We start from the raw sequence: 18972 nt of genomic DNA, 5'->3' as shown, positions 1-18972 counted from the left end.
GACGCGCATGTGCATCACTCCTTCTGGATGCCCGCCTTGGCGATGATCTGCGCCCACTTCTGCGATTCGGCGGCCTGGAAGCGGCGCAGTTCGTCCGGGGTGCTGGTCACCAGCTCGGTGCCGGTCGGGCCGTAGAACTTCGCCGCCGTCGGCGTCCTGGCCGCGGCCACCAGCAACTGGTTCAGGCGGTTCACGATGGCCTCGGAGGTGCCGGCGGGCACATAGGCCGCGAACCAGTAGGTCGATTCGTAGCCGGGAACGCCCGATTCCGCGATGGTCGGCACGTCGGGCGCGAGCGGACTGCGCGTGGAGGTCGTGACCCCGAGCGCCTTCAGGTTGCCGCTCTTGGCCTGGGGCAGTCCGGTCGTCATGTCGGTCCACATGACCTGGATCTGGCCGCCGAGCAGGTCGGTGACGCCCATGGGATTGCTGCGGTAGGGCACCGACACGATTTCCGTTCCCGTCGATTGCTTGAAGAGTTCCCCGGCGACCCGGCTGGACGAGCTTCCGTATCCGAACGACAGCTTGCCGGCCTGGGCCTTGGCCAGCGCGATGAACTCCTTGACGTCCTTGACCGGCAGGCTGGGCGGCACGACCATTATCTGTCCGCCCTTGCCGAGCAGCGTCACCGGTTCGAAGTCCTTGACGGGGTCGTAGGGCAGTTTCTTGAACAGATGCTCGTTGGCCGCATGGGTGGTATTGGTCGTGATCAGCACCGTGTAGCCGTCGTTCTTGGCGCGGGCCACGGCCTGGGCGCCGATGAAAGAGTTGGCGCCCGGCTTGTTCTCGATCACCACCGGCTGTCCGCTCGCTTCCGAGACGGCCTGGCCGATCGCGCGCGCGATCTGGTCGGTGGCGCTGGCGGCGGCGAACGGCACGACGAAGGTGATGGGCCTGTCGGGAAAAGTCTGGGCGCTGGCGGCCGATGCGCCCAGCAAGGCGAGGCCGAGCACGGCAAGCTGCCGGCGACGATGGGTGTTCATGGTGTCTCCTCCTTATTGTCGATGGAAATGGGAAGCGTCAGTAGCAGGCTGGAAAGCGTCTTCCCGTGCGTGTCGAGGTTCAGCGAGTCGTTGACGCCGCCGTCGAGCACATCGTCCAGCACGAAATTCATGGCCGCCAGGCGCGGCAGCAGGTAGCGTTTGACCTGGGTCGGCGAGCGCGAAGCGAAGAGGCGGGCCACGCGGGCCTCGGTGACCTGATCGACCAGCAACGGCCAGTCGGCGGGATCGTAGGCGATGACGCTGATGGATGCGCGATTGCCTTTGTCTCCGGTGCGGGCGTGGGCCAGCCGGTGCAGGGGAAGGGTGCGGGGGGGCGTGGTGCTCGTCATGCGGCGAACTCCCAGGTCGGTGCCAGCCACTCGCGCGGCACCAGGCATGAACCGCTGGCCAGCCTGGGCGTGACGGTCGTGCGTACGCCGCCGCCGCCGGCCGGCCCGCAGGTGTAGAGCGCCAGCACTTCGCGCGCGACGCGTTCGGCATCCCGCCGTGAAGCCGCCGCCGCGGCGATGCGCAGCCTCAGGTCTTGCGTCGGGGATGCCAGGACGTCCGCAGCCGCCGTCCAGCGGCCGTTGTCGTCGCCGAACACGCTGGCAACGCCGATGAAATCGGCGCGCATCTTCAAGTCGCCCAGGCCCAGCGCCTGCAGGCGCCTGCGCACGACGTCGGCCGCCAGCGCGGCGCGCGCGGCCGCATTGGGGCCGGCGTAGGAGATTTCCCCTTCCGCCAGCCAGGGACCTTCGTAGCAAAGCGTGGCCTTGAGCGTGGCGGGCCGCGCGTGGCCCCGCACGCCGGTGATTTCCACCCGGTCGGCGCCGATCTCGCGCACCTCGGCCTCGGTGATGTCGGCCACCACGTCGGGCGTCAGATAGGCGCCGGGGTCGTGGATCTCGTACAGCAATTGCTCGACGACGGTCCGCCGATCCACGCAGCCGCCGGTGTGTGCGGCCTTGGTGACGACGAAGCGTCCGTCCTCGTGCATTTCGATGATGGGAAAGCCCAGTCCGGCCAGGTCGGGCACGTCCTTGAAGCCGGGGTCGGCGAAATAGCCGCCGCATACCTGTCCGCCGCATTCCAGGATGTGTCCGGCCATGGTGCCCGCGGCCAGGCGATCCCAATCGTCCTCGGGCCAGTCGAAATGGGCCAGCATGGGGCCGAGCGCCAGGGCGGGATCCGCGACCCTGCCGGTGACCACCACCTGCGCGCCGGCCCGCAGCGCCGCGGCGATTTCACGGGCGCCCAGGTAGGCATTGGCGCTGACCAGGGGACGTTCGATCGACGATTGGTCGAGCAGCGCGCGCATCTGTTCGGCGGTAAGCGCCGTCAGCAGATCGTCGCCGTTGACGATGGCCACGCGCAGCGCGGGCAGCCCGAGGGACGCGGCCAGCCGTTGCAGCTGCCGCGCCGCGCCGCGGGGGTTGGCCGCGCCGAAGTTGCCGATGATGGGTATGGCGCCGTGCACGCAATCGGCCAGGACAGGGGCGACGAAGTGCTCCAGGGAAGGTTCCCAGCCCGAGTCCGGGTTCTGCCTGCGCTGCAATTGCGCCAGCGCCAGGGTGCGCTCGGCCAGGGTTTCGAAGATCAGGGCGCGAGGGCCGTCGTGCGCCAGCAGGGTACGGACCACCGGCACGGCCGCATCCCAGCGGTCCCCGGAAAATCCCGCGCCGGCGCCGATGTGCAGGCTCGGCGCGGCGGACGTAGAAGATGAATGCATGCACACCCGGTCATGGTCGTGGAAGCGGGGCCGGATCGGGTCCGGCGGATGAGTGGCACGATAGCGGCGCGCGGAGTATTCCGGGAAATGGATTATTTGGGATAACTGATCGAAAAAGCCGATTACCGGCGACGGGAATGCGGAGGGGCCGCGCCGCGCCGGCTTCCCCGCCTTTCCCCGGGCTGGGGCCGGCGCTGCATCATGAAGGCAAGCAGCGCCTGGGCGCCTATGGACAGGCTGCGGTCGCGGCGCCGGATGACGAAGACCTCCCGCGTCAGTCCCGGCGTCTCGACCGGCAGCGCGGTCAGGTCGTCGCTGTCGAAGTGGAACAGCGTCAACGCCGGCACGACGGTGATTCCCAGGCCGGCCCGCACCATGCCGGCCACGGTGCTCAACTGGTCCAGTTCCATCATGCCGTTCATCTTGGCCGGATGGATGGCCGCCTCGATATGCTGGCGCACGCTGCTGTCCTGGGCGAGGTGGATGAAGGGCTCGCCGCTCAGCGCCGGCAGCGTGAGCCGCCGCCGGCGCGACAGGGGATGGTCCTTGCGGCAGACGAGGTAGAAGCCGTCGCGGCAGAACGGTTCCGCCTGCAGGTCCGGTCCGACCGAACGCATCGAGGCCAGCGCGAAGTCGGCGCGGCCGCTGCGCACGAATTCTATGCAGCTTTCGGACAGGACGTCGGCGACGTCCACCTGGATGCCCGGATATTCCTGGTGGAACGACGCCAGCACCCCGGGCATCCAGCCGGCCGCCAGCGAAGGCAGCGCGGCGACGCCGGCGCGGCCGCGCCGCCCGGCCGAGTGTTCGCCCAGGTCCTCGAGCGCGTCGCGCAGGCTGGCCAGCACGCGCGTGGCGCCGCCCAGGAACAGCCGGCCCTCGGGCGTCAGCTCGACGCGGCGCGTGTCGCGATCGAACAGGCGTACGCCCAACGAATCCTCCAGCGTGCGGATCAGGCTGCTGAACGCCGACTGGGACAAATGGCATTGTTCGGCGGCGCGCGTGAAGTTCCTGTGCTCGGCCAGAGCCGTGAATGCGCGGACCTGGCGCGTGGAGAGATTCAGATCGGTTATCTGCATATTCGATCACTCCATCAAAAAAAAGCGATGCCCTCGATGATTGTCAAATCTTACTATCCGGTCGCTGTGGGTGACACGACAACGCTAACGGTGATGAGGAGACTTCAATGAAAAGGGCATCATTCGCGCTGACCGGCATATCGCTGGCGGTGGTGCTGGCGGGTTGCGGCGGAGGAGACGGGGGAACGCCGGGCGACGGCGGTCCCCCCGGGGCAGGGGCGCCGAGCTTGCGGATTTCGGTGCTGGGGAATCGCGCCGATCTCGTATCCGGCGGGCAGGCGCTGGTCGAAGTCAAGGTTCCCGAGGGTTCCGCCACGCGCTTCGAACAGATCCGCATGCTGCTCAATGGCAAGGATGTGACCGGCGCGTTCGCCGTGCGCGGGAATGGCCGCTACATGGGGCGGGTGGAGGGACTGGCCGATGGCGACAACAGGCTGGTGGCGCGGACGGACGACGGCGCCACCGCGTACCTGGCGATCAACAACCATCCGAATGGCGGGCCGGTCATCTCCGGCGCCCAGGTCGGCTATTGGGAATGCGCCACCAAGGTCGCGGCGCCGACGCCGACCAACCCCGATCTGGGCGACCCGCTCGACGAGCAGTGCAATATCGCCGCGCCGGTGTTCCGCTATCAGTACCGGACCACGGCCGGGCGCTTCGCCGTCTACGACCCCGCCAATCCGCCGGCCTCGTCGGAGATCGCCAGCGCGACCACGGACGAGGGCAAGACCGTGCCCTACATCGTCCGCATCGAGCGCGGCGTGATCAATCGCGGCAAGTACGACATCGCCTACCTGGCCAACCCGGCCGATCCGGTCAAGGGCTGGACACCGTATGCCCGCCCGGATTCGTGGAACGGCAAGCTGCACTGGAAGTTCGGGTCGGGCTGCGAATACAGCCGCACCCAGGGCAATCCGGGCAGCGTGCTGGACGACGTGGCCCTGAGCCGGGGGTTCATGGTCGCATCGTCCGAGATGACCCAGTACGGCACGCATTGCAACGACGTCACGTCGGCCGAGACTGTGATGATGCTCAAGGAATACATCACCGAGAACTACGGCGAGATCCGCTACACCATGGCCGACGGCAGCTCGGGCGGCGCGCACCAGCAGCACCTGCATGCCTCGAACTATCCCGGCCTGCTGCAAGGACTGCTGCCCGCGGACGGGTGGCAGGACACCTGGACCACCGGCCGGGAGTTCGCCGACTGCGGGCTGCTCAAGCGCTTCTACGACGCGCGCAAGACCGCCGGGCTCCCGTTCACCATCATGGAAAAGGCCCACGTCAACGGCCACGTCTACGATCAGGTGTGCGAAGGGCCGGCCAACACCAACATGGCCTCGCGCACGCCGTTCTATCTCGATCCCACCGTGGGCGGCGCGGGTTGCGGAACACACTGGAACGTCTGGTCGCCCGGCAATACCACGGGCATCCGCTGCACGCTGCAGGATTTCAACATCGCGGTGTTCGGACCGCGTGACGCGACCGGCTACGCCAAGACTCCGATCGACAATGTCGGCATCCTGTACGGCTTGCGGGCGGTCAACAGCGGCAGGATCTCGCCCGAGCAGTTCGTGATGCTGAACGAACAAGTGGGCGGTTACGACATCAACGGTCAATGGCAGTCCGCGCGGATGGCGGCCGATCCCGGCGCGGCCGAAATCGCGCACCGGTCGGGCAGGGTGGCGCACGGCCGGCGCCTGGGCGACGTGGCCATCATCCAGTCCATCAGTTTCAACGTGCGGGAGGAACACTACGATTTCCGCGGCTACGTGATCCGCAACCGCATCCTGCGCGAGCACGGCGACTACGCGAATCACGTCATCTGGCGCTACAAGTCCACGCCGCCCGACTACAACGCGCGCCGTTTCGACGCGATGAACGAATGGCTGGGCACGGTCGAGGCCGATACTTCCGGCAAGACGCTGCGGGAAAAGATCATCGCCAACAAGCCGGCCATCGCGGTGGACGCCTGCTGGCGCGCCGACGCCGCCACCTGGAGCACCGATCCCGACTACTGCAACACCGGCGCCGATCCGACGTCGGCATCGAGCGTGAGCGGCTCCGGGGCGACGGCGGTCTACGGCCCGGGCGCGGATGAGTGGCCCGTTTTCCGGGATACCCGCGTCGCGGCGGGCGAAGGCCTGGCCAGCGACATCATGAAGTGCGCCCTGAAGCCGCTGGCGCGGGCCGATTTCGCCGTGGCTTTCAGCGGCGACCAGTGGACGCGCCTGCAGGCGGTGTTCCCGCTGGGCGTGTGCGACTACGGCAAGCCCGGCGTCGGCCAGGGCGCGCCCGAGCCCTGGCAGAGCTTCATGGACGGGCCTGGGGGCAAGCCCCTGGGGCAGGCACCGTCGTCGGCGCCGGGCGAGGGGGCCTGAACCGCACGGGTTGCCTGCCCCGGATCCGGCGCTTGACTTTGCCATCATGGGAAGCTTGATACTGCGAAGCATCACCCCAGTATCGCGAGGAAACCATGAGTGGACAGTCAACGCCGGCAGTGGCCGGCCCGGGCGACGCCCCTGTGAGCTGGACCCTGCCCATCGAGGGCATGACCTGCGCCTCGTGCGTCGGCCGGGTCGAGCGCGCCTTGTCGCAGGTGCCCGGCGTGCGGCGCGCCAGCGTCAACCTGGCCACCGAGACGGCCGAGGTCGAGGCCGATGCTCCGGTGGAGGCCGCCACGCTGCGCGCGGCGGTCGAGAAGGCCGGCTATGAGATTCCCGCCGGATCGGTGGACCTGAGCATAGGCGGCATGACCTGCGCCTCGTGCGTGTCGCGGGTGGAGAAGGCGCTGGCCCGGGTGCCGGGCGTGGCCGGTGCCGAGGTCAATCTGGCCACCGAGACCGCCCGGGTCTCGCTCGTCTCCAAGGTCGATCAGGCGGTGCTGATCGCCGCGGTGGAGAAGGCCGGGTACGAGGCGCGCCTTGCCGCGCAGTCCGCGCCCGCTGCCGAGGCAAGCGCCGCGGGCCTGCCGACGTGGTGGCCGATCGCCCTGGCCGGGGCGCTTTCCCTGCCGCTGGTCGTGCCCATGCTGTTGATGCCCTTCGGCATCCATTGGATGCCCAATGGCTGGGTGCAATGGGCGCTGGCGACGCCGGTGCAGTTCTGGCTGGGCGCGCGTTTCTATCGCGGTGCCTGGAAGGCCTTGAAGGCGCGTGCCGGCAACATGGACCTGCTGGTGGCGCTGGGTACCAGCGCCGCCTATGGCCTGAGCGTCTATCAACTGCTGCGCCACGGTACCCACGGGGCCACGCATCTATATTTCGAGGCGTCGGCGGTGGTGATCACGCTGGTTCTGCTGGGCAAGTGGCTGGAGACCCGCGCCAAGCGGCAGACCACCGAGGCGATCCGCGCCCTGAACGCCCTGCGGCCCGAGGTGGCGCGCGTGCGGCGCGAAGGCGCCGAGGTCGAGGTGCCGGTCGCCTCCGTGCACCCGGGCGACCTCGTCGTGGTGCGTCCGGGCGAGCGCGTGCCGGTGGACGGCGAAGTGGTCGAGGGCGCCAGCCAGGTCGACGAATCGCTGATCACCGGCGAAAGCCTGCCGGTGGACAAGCAGCCTGGCGACCGCGTCACCGGCGGCTCGGTCAACGCCGAAGGCCTGCTGGTGGTCCGCACCACCGCCGTTGGCGCGGAGTCCATGCTGGCCCGCATCGTGCGGCTGGTCGAGTCGGCGCAGGCCAAGAAGGCGCCCATCCAGCGTCTGGTGGACCGGGTGAGCGAGGTGTTCGTGCCGGTGATCGTCGTCATCGCCACGGTGACCCTGCTGGCCTGGGGCGTGGCGGGCGGCGACTGGGAACAGGCCATCCTCAACGCGGTGGCGGTCCTGGTCATCGCCTGCCCGTGCGCGCTGGGACTGGCCACGCCCACGGCCATCATGGCCGGGACCGGCGTGGCGGCGCGCCATGGCATCCTGATCAAGGACGCGGAGGCGCTGGAGGTGGCGCACAACGTCAAGGTCGTCGCGTTCGACAAGACCGGCACGCTGACCGAAGGCAAGCCCGAACTGGTCGCCGCCGAACCGGCGCAGGGTGAACGCCGCGACCTGCTGGCCGCCAGCGCCGCGTTGCAGGCGGGCAGCGAGCATCCGCTGGCGCGCGCCGTCATGGCCGAGGCGCGGCGCGAGGGTATCGCGGTGCCGGCCGCCGCCCAGGCGCGGGCGGTGGCGGGGCGCGGCATGGCGGCGTCGGTGGAGGGCCGCGAGCTGCGGCTGGGCAGCGGCCGCTACATGCAGGAACTGGGCGTCGAGATCGCGCCGCTGGCGCAGCGGGCGGCGGCGCTTCAGGCCGAAGGCCGCACCGTGTCCTGGGTGGCGAGCGTGAGCGGCCAACCGGTGCTGCTGGGTCTCCTGGCCTTCGGCGACACGCTCAAGCCGACCTCGGATGCGGCGCTGCGGTCGCTGCGCGAACAAGGCATACGCAGCGTGCTGCTGACCGGCGACAACGCCGGCGCGGCGCGCGCCATCGGCCAGGCGCTGGGCGTGGACGACGTGCGCGCGGAAGTGTTGCCCGAGCACAAGGCCGAAGCCATTGCCGCCCTGCGGGCCGACGGCCACGTGGTGGCGATGGTGGGCGACGGCATCAACGATGCGCCGGCGCTGGCCGCCGCCGACGTGGGGATCGCCATGTCGACCGGCACGGACGTGGCCATGCATGCCGCGGGCGTCACGCTGATGCGCGGCGATCCCGCGCTGGTCGGCGACGCGATCGACATTTCCCGGCGCACCTACGCCAAGATCCGCCAGAACCTGTTCTGGGCCTTCATCTACAACGTGGTCGGCGTGCCGCTGGCGGCCCTGGGCCTGCTCAGCCCGGTCCTGGCCGGGGCGGCGATGGCGCTGAGCAGTGTCAGCGTGGTCTCCAACGCCTTGCTGCTGCGGCGCTGGAAGGGCCGCGCCTGAAGGCGCGGGCCCAACATTACACAAACGTAATCTTCGGGTCAGGCTGGGGTGGGGGGCCGCTGGCTAGAGTGGCGGCCTGACCGGATTCATCGGATATCGCATGCACATCAAGACTTCAAGGCGGACATTCGTCACCGCCCTGGCAGCGGGCGGCGCACTGGGCGCGCTGGGCCTCTGGCGCAAGCCAGTGTGGGCAGCCATCGGGCCGGGCGATCCCCACGTGCTGACCGGCACCGAATTCGATCTTCAGATCGGCGAGACGCCGGTGAACTTCACCGGCAGCCCGCGTACCGCGATGACCGTGAACGGCGGCATACCCGGGCCGCTGCTGCGCTGGCGCGAAGGCGACACCGTCACCCTGCGCGTGCGCAACAAGCTGAAGGCGTCCACCTCCATCCACTGGCACGGCATCCTGCTACCCGCCAACATGGACGGCGTGCCCGGATTGAGCTTCGAAGGCATCGCGCCCGACGGCATGTACGTCTACACCTTCAAGGTGCGCCAGAACGGCACCTACTGGTACCACAGCCATTCGGGATTCCAGGAGCAGTCGGGCATCTACGGGCCGCTGATCATCGATGCGAAGGAGCCGGAGCCGTTCGCCTACGACCGCGAATACGTCGTGATGCTGTCGGACTGGACCGACGAGGACCCGGCGCGGCTCATGCGCACGCTGAAGAAGCAGTCCGACTACTACAACTTCCACAAGCGCACCGTCGGCGATTTCTTCCGCGACGTCCGCGAGAAGGGCTGGTCGGCCACCATCGCGGACCGGAAGATGTGGGCCGAGATGCGGATGAACCCGACCGACATCGCCGACGTCAGCGGGTACACCTACACCTATCTCTTGAACGGACAGGCGCCGGACGGCGGTTGGACGGGGCTGTTCAAGCCGGGCGAACGCCTGCGCCTGCGCTTCATCAACGGCTCGGCCATGACCTATTTCGACGTGCGCATCCCCGGCCTGAAGATGACCGTGGTGGCGGCCGACGGGCAGCACGTCAAGCCCGTCGCGGTGGACGAGTTCCGCATCGCCGTGGCCGAGACCTACGACGTGATCGTCGAGCCCGCCGCGGACGAGGCCTACACCATCTTCGCGCAGTCCATGGACCGCACGGGGTATGCGCGCGGCACGCTGGCCGTGCGCGAAGGCGTGCACGCGCCGGTGCCCGCCCTGGATCCGCGGCCTGTCCTGGCCATGGAGGACATGGGCATGGACCACGGCGGCATGGCGGGGATGGACCATGGCAGCATGTCCGGCATGGACCATGGCGCCATGTCCGGCATGCAGACCCATCCCGCCTCGGAGGCGGGCAACCCGCTGGTGGACATGCAGACGATGAGCCCAACGCCCAAGCTGGACGACCCCGGCATGGGCCTGCGCGACAACGGCCGCCGCGTGCTGGCCTATGCCGACCTGCGCAGCACGTTCCAGGATCCGGACGGGCGGATGCCGAGCCGGACGATAGAGCTGCACCTGACCGGACACATGGAGAAATTCGCCTGGTCGTTCGACGGCATCAAGTTCTCGGACTCCCGGCCCGTGGTGCTGAAGTACGGCGAGCGGGTCAGGATCGTGCTGGTGAACGACACGATGATGACCCATCCCATCCACCTGCACGGATTGTGGAGCGACCTGGAGGACGAGCACGGCAATTTCCTGGTCCGCAAGCACACCATCGACATGCCGCCGGGGTCGCGGCGCAGCTACCGCGTGACCGCCGACGCCCTGGGGCGTTGGGCCTATCACTGCCACCTCCTGTACCACATGGAAGCCGGCATGTTCCGTGAAGTCCGGGTGGAAGAATAAGGGGCCGGCCATGATCTTTTCGATTCATCGCAATACGCCGGCGCTGGCCGCCGCGCTCATCGGCCTCGCGCTGGCCGGCGCGGCGACCGCGCGGGCCCAGGCGCAAGGGATGGACCACTCGCACATGGACCACTCCGGGATGCAGGGGACGGAACATTCCCCGATGCAGGGGATGGACCATTCCAATATGCCGGGCATGGATCACTCGACCATGCAGAACATGGACCTCGCTCCCATGCAAAGCATGGACCAGGCACCGATGCAGGGCATGGACGCCGCGCCCACGGAAAGCCGCACGCCCATTCCCAGGCTGACCGATGCCGACCGCAAGGCCGCCGCCTTCGATACGGCGGGCCACGCCGTGCACGACAAGGGCATCAATTCCCTGTTTCTGCTGGACCGGCTGGAATGGCAGGACGCGCGCGGCGGCAACGCGCTGAACTGGGATTTCAAGGGCTGGATAGGCGGCGATACCGACCGCCTGTGGCTCAGTTCGGAGGGCGAGCGCTCGGGCGGCAAGCTCCACGAGGCCGAGGTCCAGGCCTTGTGGGGGCGTTCCATCAGCCCCTGGTGGGACGCCGTGGGCGGGGTGCGCCACGATTTCAAGCCGGGCTCGTCGCAGACCTGGGCCGCGTTCGGCTTGCAGGGAATGGCGCTCTACAACTTCGAGGCCTCCGCCATGGTCTTTGCCGGCGAGAACGGGCAGACCGCCGCGCGCCTGAAAGGCGAGTACGACATCCTGTTCACGAACCGGCTCATCCTGCAGCCCGCCGCTGAGGTCAATTTCTTCGGGAAGAACGACCATGGGCGGGGCATCGGGTCCGGCCTGTCGAACACGGAAGTGGGCGTCCGCCTGCGATACGAAATCCGCCGCGAATTCGCCCCTTACATCGGCGTGACCTGGAACCGGACCTACGGCGCCACCGCGGACTATGCCCGCGCGCACGGAGAGCGCCGCAGCGACACCCGGTTCGTGGTCGGCGTGCGCATGTGGTTCTGATTCCCCTTCATTCTTCTTTCCCATCCGTTTCAAGGTCCATCATGTCCAATGCTCGCACCGCCCTGAACGCCGCCGTCCTGACGGCCGGGCTGCTTGCCGCCGCCGCGGCCCAGGCCCATCCCGAACTGCTGTCCTCGACTCCCGAGGCCAAGGCCGAGACCGCGGCGCCATCCAGGATAGAACTGCGCTTTTCGGAAGCGCTGGTCACCCAGTTCTCGGGCGCAAGGCTGCTCATGACGGGCATGGCCGGCATGACCCACGCGCCCATGCCCGTGGAGGCCCGGGTCTCGGGCGATGCCGATCCCAAGACGATGGTGATCACGCCGGCCAAGCCCCTGGCTGCCGGCACCTACCGCGTCGAGTGGCGGGCCGTGTCGTCGGATACGCACCCCATCACCGGCAATTTCTCGTTCAGCGTGAAGTAGGCGATGGCCGACGGGCTGGGCGTTGCCGTCCGCTTTGCGCTGTACCTGGACCTGGCGCTGCTTTGCGGCGTGCCGCTGTTCCTGCTCCACAGCTTTCAAAGGGAATGGGAAGAGGGCGAACCCGGCCTGGAGTTCGGCGCCTGGCCGGCCGTCGCCGCGGGCGCCGGGGCCCTGCTGGCGGCGCTGAGCCTGGCGCTGCTGGCCCAGTCCATGAGCGGGGCCGAATCGCTCACGGCGTTGCGATTTCCTATACTGGCCATGGTGGTTGGCGGCACGCACGCGGGGTTGGCCGGCGCGATACGGATAGGCGCGCTGTTGCTGGCCCTGTGGCTTGTCCTGAGAATGAAGCACCGGCGCGTCGCGGGTTTGCGGGCGTTGGCTGGCTGCGCCTTCGTCGCGCTTGCCAGCTTGGCCTGGGGCGGGCATGGCGCCATGGACGACGGCGCACGGGGCTACGTGCACCTGTGGGCTGACGTCGTCCATCTGCTCGCGGCCGCCGGCTGGGTGGGCGCGTTGGCGGTCTTTGCGAAGATGTCGTGGCCGTCCGCGGGTGCCCCGAAGCGGCAGGTCCGCCTGCTGAGCCGGGGGCTGGCGGGCTTCGCGGGCCTGGGCACCGTCATCGTCGCGGCCTTGACGCTCACGGGGGCGGCCAATTATGCGTTCATCGTCGGTCCGACCTTGAACGGCCTGCTGTCCAGCCCCTACGGCCTGCTTCTTTTGGGCAAACTGGGGCTGTTCGCCATGATGCTGGCCTTGGCGGCCGCGAACCGGTTTCGCCTTGCCCCCAGGCTGGAGGCGGCCATCGCCGCGGACCGCCCCGGCGCCGCCCTGGTCCTGCTGCGCCGGAGCGTGGCCCTGGAGGCCGGCGCGGCGACCGCTATCCTGTTGTTGGTGGCGTGGCTGGGAACGCTCGGCCCACCCACCGGATCTTGAAGGAAACCATGCCATGATGCACAAGCACGCAAGCCTGTCACGCCGCACCCTCCTGATCGGGGCGGTCTTGCTTCCACTGGGCGCCCGGGCGCAGAAGACGAACACCGTGGAGGTCTGGAAGACGCCGACTTGCGGATGCTGCAAGGACTGGATCAAGCACCTGCGGGACAACGGCTTCCAGGTGATCGCCCATGACGTCGACGATACCTCCGAGGCGCGGCGCCGCCTGGGCATCCCGGACGACAAGGGCTCCTGCCATACGGCCGTGGTGGACGGCTATGCGCTGGAAGGGCACGTGCCGGCCCGGGAGATCAAGCGGCTGCTGCGCGAACGCCCCTCGGCCGTCGGCCTGGCCGTTCCCGGCATGCCCCTGGGATCGCCGGGCATGGACGGGCCCGAATACGGCGGCCGGAAATCCGCCTACGATGTCCTGCTCGTGCGGACCGGCGGGCGGTCCAGCGTCTACCAGGCCTATCGCTGATGAGCGACGGGACGCCACCATGAAACTACTGGTCGTGGAAGACGAGGCCAAGACCGGCGAATATCTCCGGCAAGGGCTGACCGAGGCCGGCTTCGTGGTCGACCTGGCGGACAACGGCCTGGACGGGCAGTACCGGGCGCTGAGCGAATCCTACGACCTGGTCGTGCTCGACGTGATGCTGCCCGACGTGGACGGCTGGCGTATCCTGCAAACCCTGCGCGCCGTCGAGAACAACGTGCCCGTCCTGTTCCTGACCGCGCGCGACAGCGTGGCCGACCGGGTCAAGGGCCTGGAACTGGGCGCGGACGACTACCTGGTCAAGCCCTTCGCCTTCTCCGAACTGCTGGCGCGTGTGCGGACCCTGCTGCGCCGGGGCAGCGGACAGATCGCCACCGACCGCATCCAGGTCGGCGACCTGGTGCTGGATCTGGTCCGCCGCCGGGCCACGCGCGCCGGCCGGCGCATCAACCTGACGAGCAAGGAATTCGCGCTGCTGGAACTGTTCGTGCGCCGGCGCGGCGAGGTGCTGCCGCGTTCGCTCATCGCCTCCCAGGTCTGGGACATGAACTTCGACAGCGACACCAACGTCATCGACGTCGCCATCCGGCGGCTGCGCGCCAAGATCGACGATGCGTTCGATGCCAAGCTGATCCAGACCGTGCGGGGCATGGGATACGTCTTCGAAGAACCCGAGGACATAGGTTGATGCGCCCGTTTTCCCTGACGACGCGGCTGACGACCTTCTTCTCGCTGTCGTCGGCCGCCGTGCTGCTGGGACTGGGGGCCTTGATCGCCATCTCGATGGACCGGCACTTCGCGCACGAGGATTTCGCCGTGCTCGAGGAGAAAGCGGGCCTGGTCCGCGGCATCGCCCAGGTCGCCGATCCGGCGGCTATGCCGCAGCGCCTGGGCACGGCGCTTCAGAACCACCCCGGACTGGTCGCGCTGGTCCGGACGGAGCAGGGCGCGGTGCTCCATGCCACGGGGGGCTTCGAATTCGACGCTGCCGTGAGCGCGGCGCGGGCCTTGCCAGCCGGCGTGACGGAGTTCACTTGGCGGCAGGACGGGGCCGAGTACCGGGGACTGCGCACGATGGCGGGAAAACCGGGCAGCGAACTGCTGGTCATCGTCGGATTGGCGACCGAGATCCACGCGCACTTCATGCACGGCTTCCTGCATTCGCTGGTGCTGTACGTGGTGCTGTCGGCGCTGGTGAGCGGCGTGTTCGGCTGGTGGGCGGCCCGCAGCGGGCTCGCGCCGCTGCGCACCATGGCCGCCCAGGCCCGGGCCGTTACCGCGCAGAAGCTGGACCAGCGCATGCCCGTCGAGGCCGTTCCGCCGGAGATGGCGGATCTGGCATCGACCCTGAACGCCATGCTGGCGCGGCTGCAGGACGATTTCCGGCGGTTGTCGGAATTCTCTTCCGACCTGGCCCATGAACTGCGCACGCCGCTGACGAACCTGCTGACGCAGACCCATGTGGTGCTGGCGCAGCCCCGCGAGGCCGGGAAGTACCGCGAGATCCTGGCATCGAACGAAGAGGAACTGCAGCGCTTGTCGCGGATGGTATCCGACATGCTCTACCTGGCGAAAATGGAGCATGGCATTACCCTGCCCCAGGCGGAGGCCATCGCGGTCCAGGACGAGGTCAACGCCTTGTTCGAGTTCTACGAGGCCCTTGCGGAGGACAAGGCGGTGGCCTTGCGGCTGTCCGGCCAGGGCCGGATCGTGGGCGACCGCCTGATGTTGCGGCGTGCGCTGAGCAACCTGCTTTCGAACGCGTTGCGATACACCCCCGGGAAGGGGGCGATAGACGTCGACATCGCGTGCGACGAGGTGTCCGTGACGATAGGCGTCGAGAACGATGGCAAGGAGATCCCCGCCGAACTGATCCCCTCGCTTTTCGACCGCTTCTTCCGGGCCGACAAATCCAGGGCACGGCCCGACTCGGAAAGCGCCGGCCTGGGGCTGTCGATCACCCGGGCCATCATGGTGGCGCACGGTGGCCATATCGCCGCGGGTTCGGCCGCCGGCCGGACCCGCTTCACACTGGTCTTTCCGGTCAGGCACGCGCCGGACGCCTCACTTGCCCCAGACGCGCGGGGGCAATGACCACTCGCCGTTCTCGAATACCCAGCCGTCCGAAGCGATGAACCTGTCGCTCCGGGCGGAAGGGACGCTTTGCGCCCTGGGCGTGGCGGGGCGTGTTTCCTTCGAGGCGTGCGGCAGCGTGTCCGTGTGGACCAGCCTGCCGTCCTTCATGGCATAGGCGTGGTCCTGGCGGACCCATTCACCGTTGACGAAGGTCCAGCCGTCGGCGCTGGCCAGCACCGTGGGCGCGGCGTAGGCCGGGGAGGCGCCGCCCGCCAGGGCCGCGACGAGGATGAGCATCTTGCCGTTCAACATGTCGATCTCCAGAAGTACCGGGCACCGCACGGTGGCGCCTGGTGGGCTGTGCGTGGGCTTGCACAGGAGCCTTCACTTTAGGAGTCGGGCACGAACAGCAGGATGGCCGGGGAATTACATGTCGGTCATCTGGCGGCGGGTTCGCCCCGCATGATGCGGTCGATCCCGTCCAGCGCCCGCATCGCGGGCAGCACCGAGGCGATGTCGCAGCGGCTGGGCCGGCCTTCGCGCAGCGCGGCGATGAACTCGGTGTCCTGGGCCTCGAAGGCCGGCTGCGCGCCGGGCATCTCCACGACCTTGCCGTCGCTGTCGGTCAGTTCGTCGCGGAAGGCGCGGTAGGTGTCTTCTTCGCCGATGTAGCGGTAGAAGCCGCCGAAGGGGCCTTTGTTGTTGAACGACATGGCCATGGTCAGCAGCGTGCCGCGCTTGCGCGAACGCATGGCCACGGTGACGTCCATGGGAATGCCCAGTTCCGGATGGTCGGGGCCGCGCTGGCCCCAGACGTCGAACTCCGATTCGTCCAGCAGCCAGCAGAACAGGTCCACCGTGTGGCAGGCATGGTGCCACAGCAGGCTGTCGACCCAGGTGCGCGGCTCGCCGAACATGTTCAGGTTGTTGCGGCGGAAGAAATAGGTTTCGCAGACCAGGTGGTGCAGCGTGAAGTCGCCGCTCTGGATGCGTTCGCGCAGGGTAGTGTGCGGCGGCGCGAAGCGGCGGCTGTGCGCGACCATCATGGGCACGCCGGTTTCGGCCTGCACGCGCGCCAGGCGCTCGGTGTCGGCCAGGGTCAGCGCGGCGGGAATCTCGATCAGCATGGGCTTGCCCAGGCGGGCGGCCAGTTCGGCGTGCTCGGCATGCAGGCCCGAGGGCGTGGCCAGCACCACCGCGTCCACGTCGGGGCGCGCCAGCGCGGCGGCCAGGTCGCCGGTGCAGTCGGCGATGCCGTATTGCGCCGCCAACTGGCGGCCGCGCGCCATGTCGGCCGCCGCCAGGGCCACGATCTTCACGCCCGGCATGGATGCGAAGATACGCGCGTGGGTCGAGCCCATGGCGCCTTCGCCGGCGATGCACAGACGGATGGGAGCGGACGAGCGGGCAGGCATGGGAGGCGGTCTCCGTGATGAGGGCATGCGGCCGAGGACCGCGCCCGTTGTTCGAGGGGATCCCGCTATTCTAGGCGGCGCTTGCGCGCTGGACTAGCGGCCGGGTGCCTGGAACGCCTTGCACGGGTCTTCGCGCGGCGCGGGCGGAATCACGATGTCGCGGTCGTAGGCGCCGGGCGCGGCGGGCTGCTCGGTGTAGCCCACCGACAGGATGGTGCCGGGCTGGAGCCAGCGCGGCACGCCGATGTCGCGGCGGGCATGGCCATTGCCGGCCAGCAGGACGACGGGCCGTGGGGCGGATGCGCCGGGTACGCGCGCGGCGCTGGCGATCGCGCCGGCCATCACGGCATCGCGCGCGAGCTGGGCCATGGCCATGCCGCCCAGCATGGATGGGGGCAGGGCGCCGCAATGGGCCTCGGCCACTTCCTTGCGCTGCGCCGCCAGCAGGTCGGGCGGCGGCGAGAGCAGGCCGAGCCGGCGCAATTCGTCGGTAGCGAACAGGGCCGCGGGCCCTTGCTTCATGATGGTGCCGGCATCGGTGCGCGACAGATTGGCGGCGACCACCGGCAGCTTCTCGCGCAGCGCCAGTTCCAGCACGGGGCGGTAGTGCGCCCAGTCCCAGCCCGCCTTGGCCGGTGCCGCGGCCTGGATCACGCAGTCGGCGGTCGTACAGGTGCGCAGGGCACGGTCCAGGTCGGCCTGCCGTTCGCGGTCGAACTGCTCCATGGCGATGGCCGGCCGCCAACCCGCGCGCACCGCGCGCGACAGCGCCTGCAGTCGCAGGCGATGCCCCTGGGCGTTGTCGTGGACTTCGCCCAGCAGCACGACCTGATGGCGTGGCAGCTCGGCCGCCAGCGACGCGACGGCGGCGTCGCGGCTGCCGGGCAGCCACGAGCAGCCGGCCAGCAGCAGGGCCGCGGCGGCGCCGGCCAGCGGCGCGAGCGTGCCGGCCTTCATGCCGCGGGCCGGGACGCGTCCGGCGCGATGGCGGCCAGTCCGTCGGCCAGGGTCGTCCACGCCGTCAGCTCGGGCTTGCCGGGTTTGCGTTCGCCGAAGAACTGCACGATCAGCGAGCCTTCGGCGTCATAGCATTCCAGCGAGGTCACGATGCCGTCCACGGTGGGCTTGCGCACCAGCCAGGCTTCGGTGAACAGGTCCATGCGCAGGTGCAGGTTGAAACCCGGGTCCAGCACGTTCAGCCAGGGGCCCATGGGCGCGATGCGATGGACCGGTCCGGTATGGATCTGCACGCAACCGGCGTTGCCGACGAACACCATGATGGACAGCCCCGAGGCGGCGGCTGCGTTCAGCACGGCATCGACGGCGCCGACGCCGACCTGCCGCGCGAACTCCGGAGGCGCCAGCCGCAGCGCCTGCGTGCGTTCCACGCCATGCCGCCGCAGCAGGCCGAAGAACTCATGGGTGTCGCGCAGATCGCGCCATTCCTGGCGGAAAGCCTCGACGTCGACATCCTTGTCGGCCTTGCGCTCGGGCGCCGGCCGCGGTTCCGGCGTGACCGGCTGCGCGCTGTCGGCGTGCGCCGCCAGCAGGGCCTCGAACGCGGCGCGGTCGGTGCCCTCGACCACGTAGATCTTGTGCACCGCCTCGCCCTGCTGGTCGAACACCTGCAGGCTGGGGCGCTCGCCGGCCACGGCGTAGGCGTGCCGCCACTGCGACAGGAACAGGCGCAGGTCGATGTCGGGGTTCAGGGCCAGCCCCATCCTGCCTTCTACCTGGACGTGGTCGTAGACCCCGGTCTTCTCGTGGACGGCGGCCTCGTTGCGGGTCAGCGCCAGCAGCGGCCCGGCCGCCTTCAGTCCGCCCAGCAGCGCGCCCCAGTCCGGCTTGAGCCGGGTCGCGGACGGATCGGCGGCGACCAGTTCGCCTTCGCTGGCGCCGATTTGGGCTGCCGCGTCGCGCATGCGCAGTTTGGGCTGCTCGGCCTTCAGGGCCAGATAACGTTGCCAGAGAGTGGTTGCTGTCATGCCGGAAACCTTGGTGCGGAGGAAAATTGCTCGTAATGATAATGATTTTTATTAATTGACGTAAGCCACGCCCCGGAATGCATCGAGAGAGCAGGGCGGGCAGGCTCGTTCCGCCCTATACTAGAGTGTTTCGTCATT

17 protein-coding genes are annotated in these 18972 nt (G+C 68.9%); 9 read left to right on the top strand and 8 right to left on the bottom strand.

Annotated features, from left to right (window positions below; all coding sequences use genetic code 11):
- Window positions 1–14: 14 nt before the first annotated feature.
- The 4 genes from EV675_RS20215 to EV675_RS20200 all read right to left on the bottom strand — a co-directional run bounded on the left by EV675_RS20215 (window position 15) and on the right by EV675_RS20200 (window position 3794).
- Complete coding sequence (locus tag EV675_RS20215; protein ID WP_130359208.1) at window positions 15–983, bottom strand: Bug family tripartite tricarboxylate transporter substrate binding protein; 969 nt, start codon at window positions 981–983, stop codon at window positions 15–17.
- On the bottom strand, window positions 980–1333 hold the full coding sequence (locus EV675_RS20210; protein ID WP_130359206.1) for an AtuA-related protein: 354 nt from the start codon (window positions 1331–1333) through the stop codon (window positions 980–982). The genes EV675_RS20215 and EV675_RS20210 overlap by 4 nt, the downstream gene beginning before the upstream one ends.
- Complete coding sequence (locus tag EV675_RS20205; RefSeq protein ID WP_130359204.1) at window positions 1330–2715, bottom strand: acyclic terpene utilization AtuA family protein; 1386 nt, start codon at window positions 2713–2715, stop codon at window positions 1330–1332. Before EV675_RS20205 ends, EV675_RS20210 begins: the two co-directional genes overlap by 4 nt.
- Before the next feature lie 122 nt (window positions 2716–2837).
- Complete coding sequence (locus EV675_RS20200) at window positions 2838–3794, bottom strand: LysR family transcriptional regulator (RefSeq protein WP_242621506.1); 957 nt, start codon at window positions 3792–3794, stop codon at window positions 2838–2840.
- A 107-nt stretch (window positions 3795–3901) separates the two neighbouring features.
- On the opposite strand from EV675_RS20200, the gene EV675_RS20195 reads away from it, so the two are divergent.
- The 9 genes from EV675_RS20195 (at window position 3902) to EV675_RS20155 (ending at window position 15452) form a co-directional block, all read left to right on the top strand.
- Window positions 3902–6175 (top strand): DUF6351 family protein, encoded by a 2274-nt coding sequence (locus EV675_RS20195; protein ID WP_130359202.1) that lies wholly within the window; start codon window positions 3902–3904, stop codon window positions 6173–6175.
- Between the two features lie 95 nt (window positions 6176–6270).
- Window positions 6271–8691, top strand: a complete 2421-nt coding sequence (locus EV675_RS20190) for a heavy metal translocating P-type ATPase (protein WP_130359200.1) — start codon at window positions 6271–6273, stop codon at window positions 8689–8691.
- A gap of 100 nt (window positions 8692–8791) precedes the next feature.
- Window positions 8792–10501, top strand: a complete 1710-nt coding sequence (locus EV675_RS20185) for a copper resistance system multicopper oxidase (RefSeq protein ID WP_130359198.1) — start codon at window positions 8792–8794, stop codon at window positions 10499–10501.
- A gap of 10 nt (window positions 10502–10511) precedes the next feature.
- On the top strand, window positions 10512–11501 hold the full coding sequence (locus EV675_RS20180) for a copper resistance protein B (protein ID WP_130359196.1): 990 nt from the start codon (window positions 10512–10514) through the stop codon (window positions 11499–11501).
- Between the two features lie 41 nt (window positions 11502–11542).
- Window positions 11543–11926 carry a copper homeostasis periplasmic binding protein CopC gene (copC, locus tag EV675_RS20175; protein WP_130359194.1) on the top strand — a complete coding sequence of 128 codons (384 nt, stop codon included), beginning with the start codon at window positions 11543–11545 and terminating at the stop codon, window positions 11924–11926.
- A gap of 3 nt (window positions 11927–11929) precedes the next feature.
- Entirely contained in the window at window positions 11930–12859 is a 930-nt protein-coding gene (copD, locus tag EV675_RS20170; RefSeq protein WP_130359192.1) for a copper homeostasis membrane protein CopD, read from the top strand.
- A gap of 16 nt (window positions 12860–12875) precedes the next feature.
- Entirely contained in the window at window positions 12876–13340 is a 465-nt protein-coding gene (locus EV675_RS20165; RefSeq protein ID WP_479724758.1) for a DUF411 domain-containing protein, read from the top strand.
- Window positions 13341–13359: 19 nt separating this feature from the next.
- On the top strand, window positions 13360–14046 hold the full coding sequence (locus tag EV675_RS20160; RefSeq protein ID WP_130359188.1) for a heavy metal response regulator transcription factor: 687 nt from the start codon (window positions 13360–13362) through the stop codon (window positions 14044–14046).
- Complete coding sequence (locus EV675_RS20155) at window positions 14046–15452, top strand: heavy metal sensor histidine kinase (RefSeq protein WP_130359186.1); 1407 nt, start codon at window positions 14046–14048, stop codon at window positions 15450–15452. The genes EV675_RS20160 and EV675_RS20155 overlap by 1 nt, the downstream gene beginning before the upstream one ends.
- On the opposite strand, the gene EV675_RS20150 is transcribed toward EV675_RS20155, so the two are convergent.
- From EV675_RS20150 to EV675_RS20135, 4 genes are all read right to left on the bottom strand, one after another.
- Window positions 15423–15746 carry a hypothetical protein gene (locus EV675_RS20150; protein WP_130359184.1) on the bottom strand — a complete coding sequence of 108 codons (324 nt, stop codon included), beginning with the start codon at window positions 15744–15746 and terminating at the stop codon, window positions 15423–15425. The two genes, EV675_RS20155 and EV675_RS20150, sit on opposite strands and share 30 nt — an antisense overlap.
- 125 nt (window positions 15747–15871) lie before the next feature.
- Window positions 15872–16849: a Gfo/Idh/MocA family oxidoreductase gene (locus EV675_RS20145; RefSeq protein ID WP_165404675.1), complete on the bottom strand. Its 978-nt coding sequence runs from the start codon at window positions 16847–16849 to the stop codon at window positions 15872–15874.
- A 93-nt stretch (window positions 16850–16942) separates the two neighbouring features.
- Window positions 16943–17806 (bottom strand): ChaN family lipoprotein, encoded by an 864-nt coding sequence (locus EV675_RS20140; RefSeq protein ID WP_130359180.1) that lies wholly within the window; start codon window positions 17804–17806, stop codon window positions 16943–16945.
- Window positions 17803–18834 carry a hemin-degrading factor gene (locus EV675_RS20135; RefSeq protein WP_130359178.1) on the bottom strand — a complete coding sequence of 344 codons (1032 nt, stop codon included), beginning with the start codon at window positions 18832–18834 and terminating at the stop codon, window positions 17803–17805. Before EV675_RS20135 ends, EV675_RS20140 begins: the two co-directional genes overlap by 4 nt.
- Window positions 18835–18972: the final 138 nt, after the last annotated feature.

Source organism: Pigmentiphaga kullae (genome assembly GCF_004216695.1).
Classification (GTDB): Bacteria; Pseudomonadota; Gammaproteobacteria; order Burkholderiales; family Burkholderiaceae_B; genus Pigmentiphaga; species Pigmentiphaga kullae.
The sequence above is the reverse complement of the archived record's forward strand: the minus strand, read 5'-3'. Positions and strand labels throughout refer to the sequence as shown.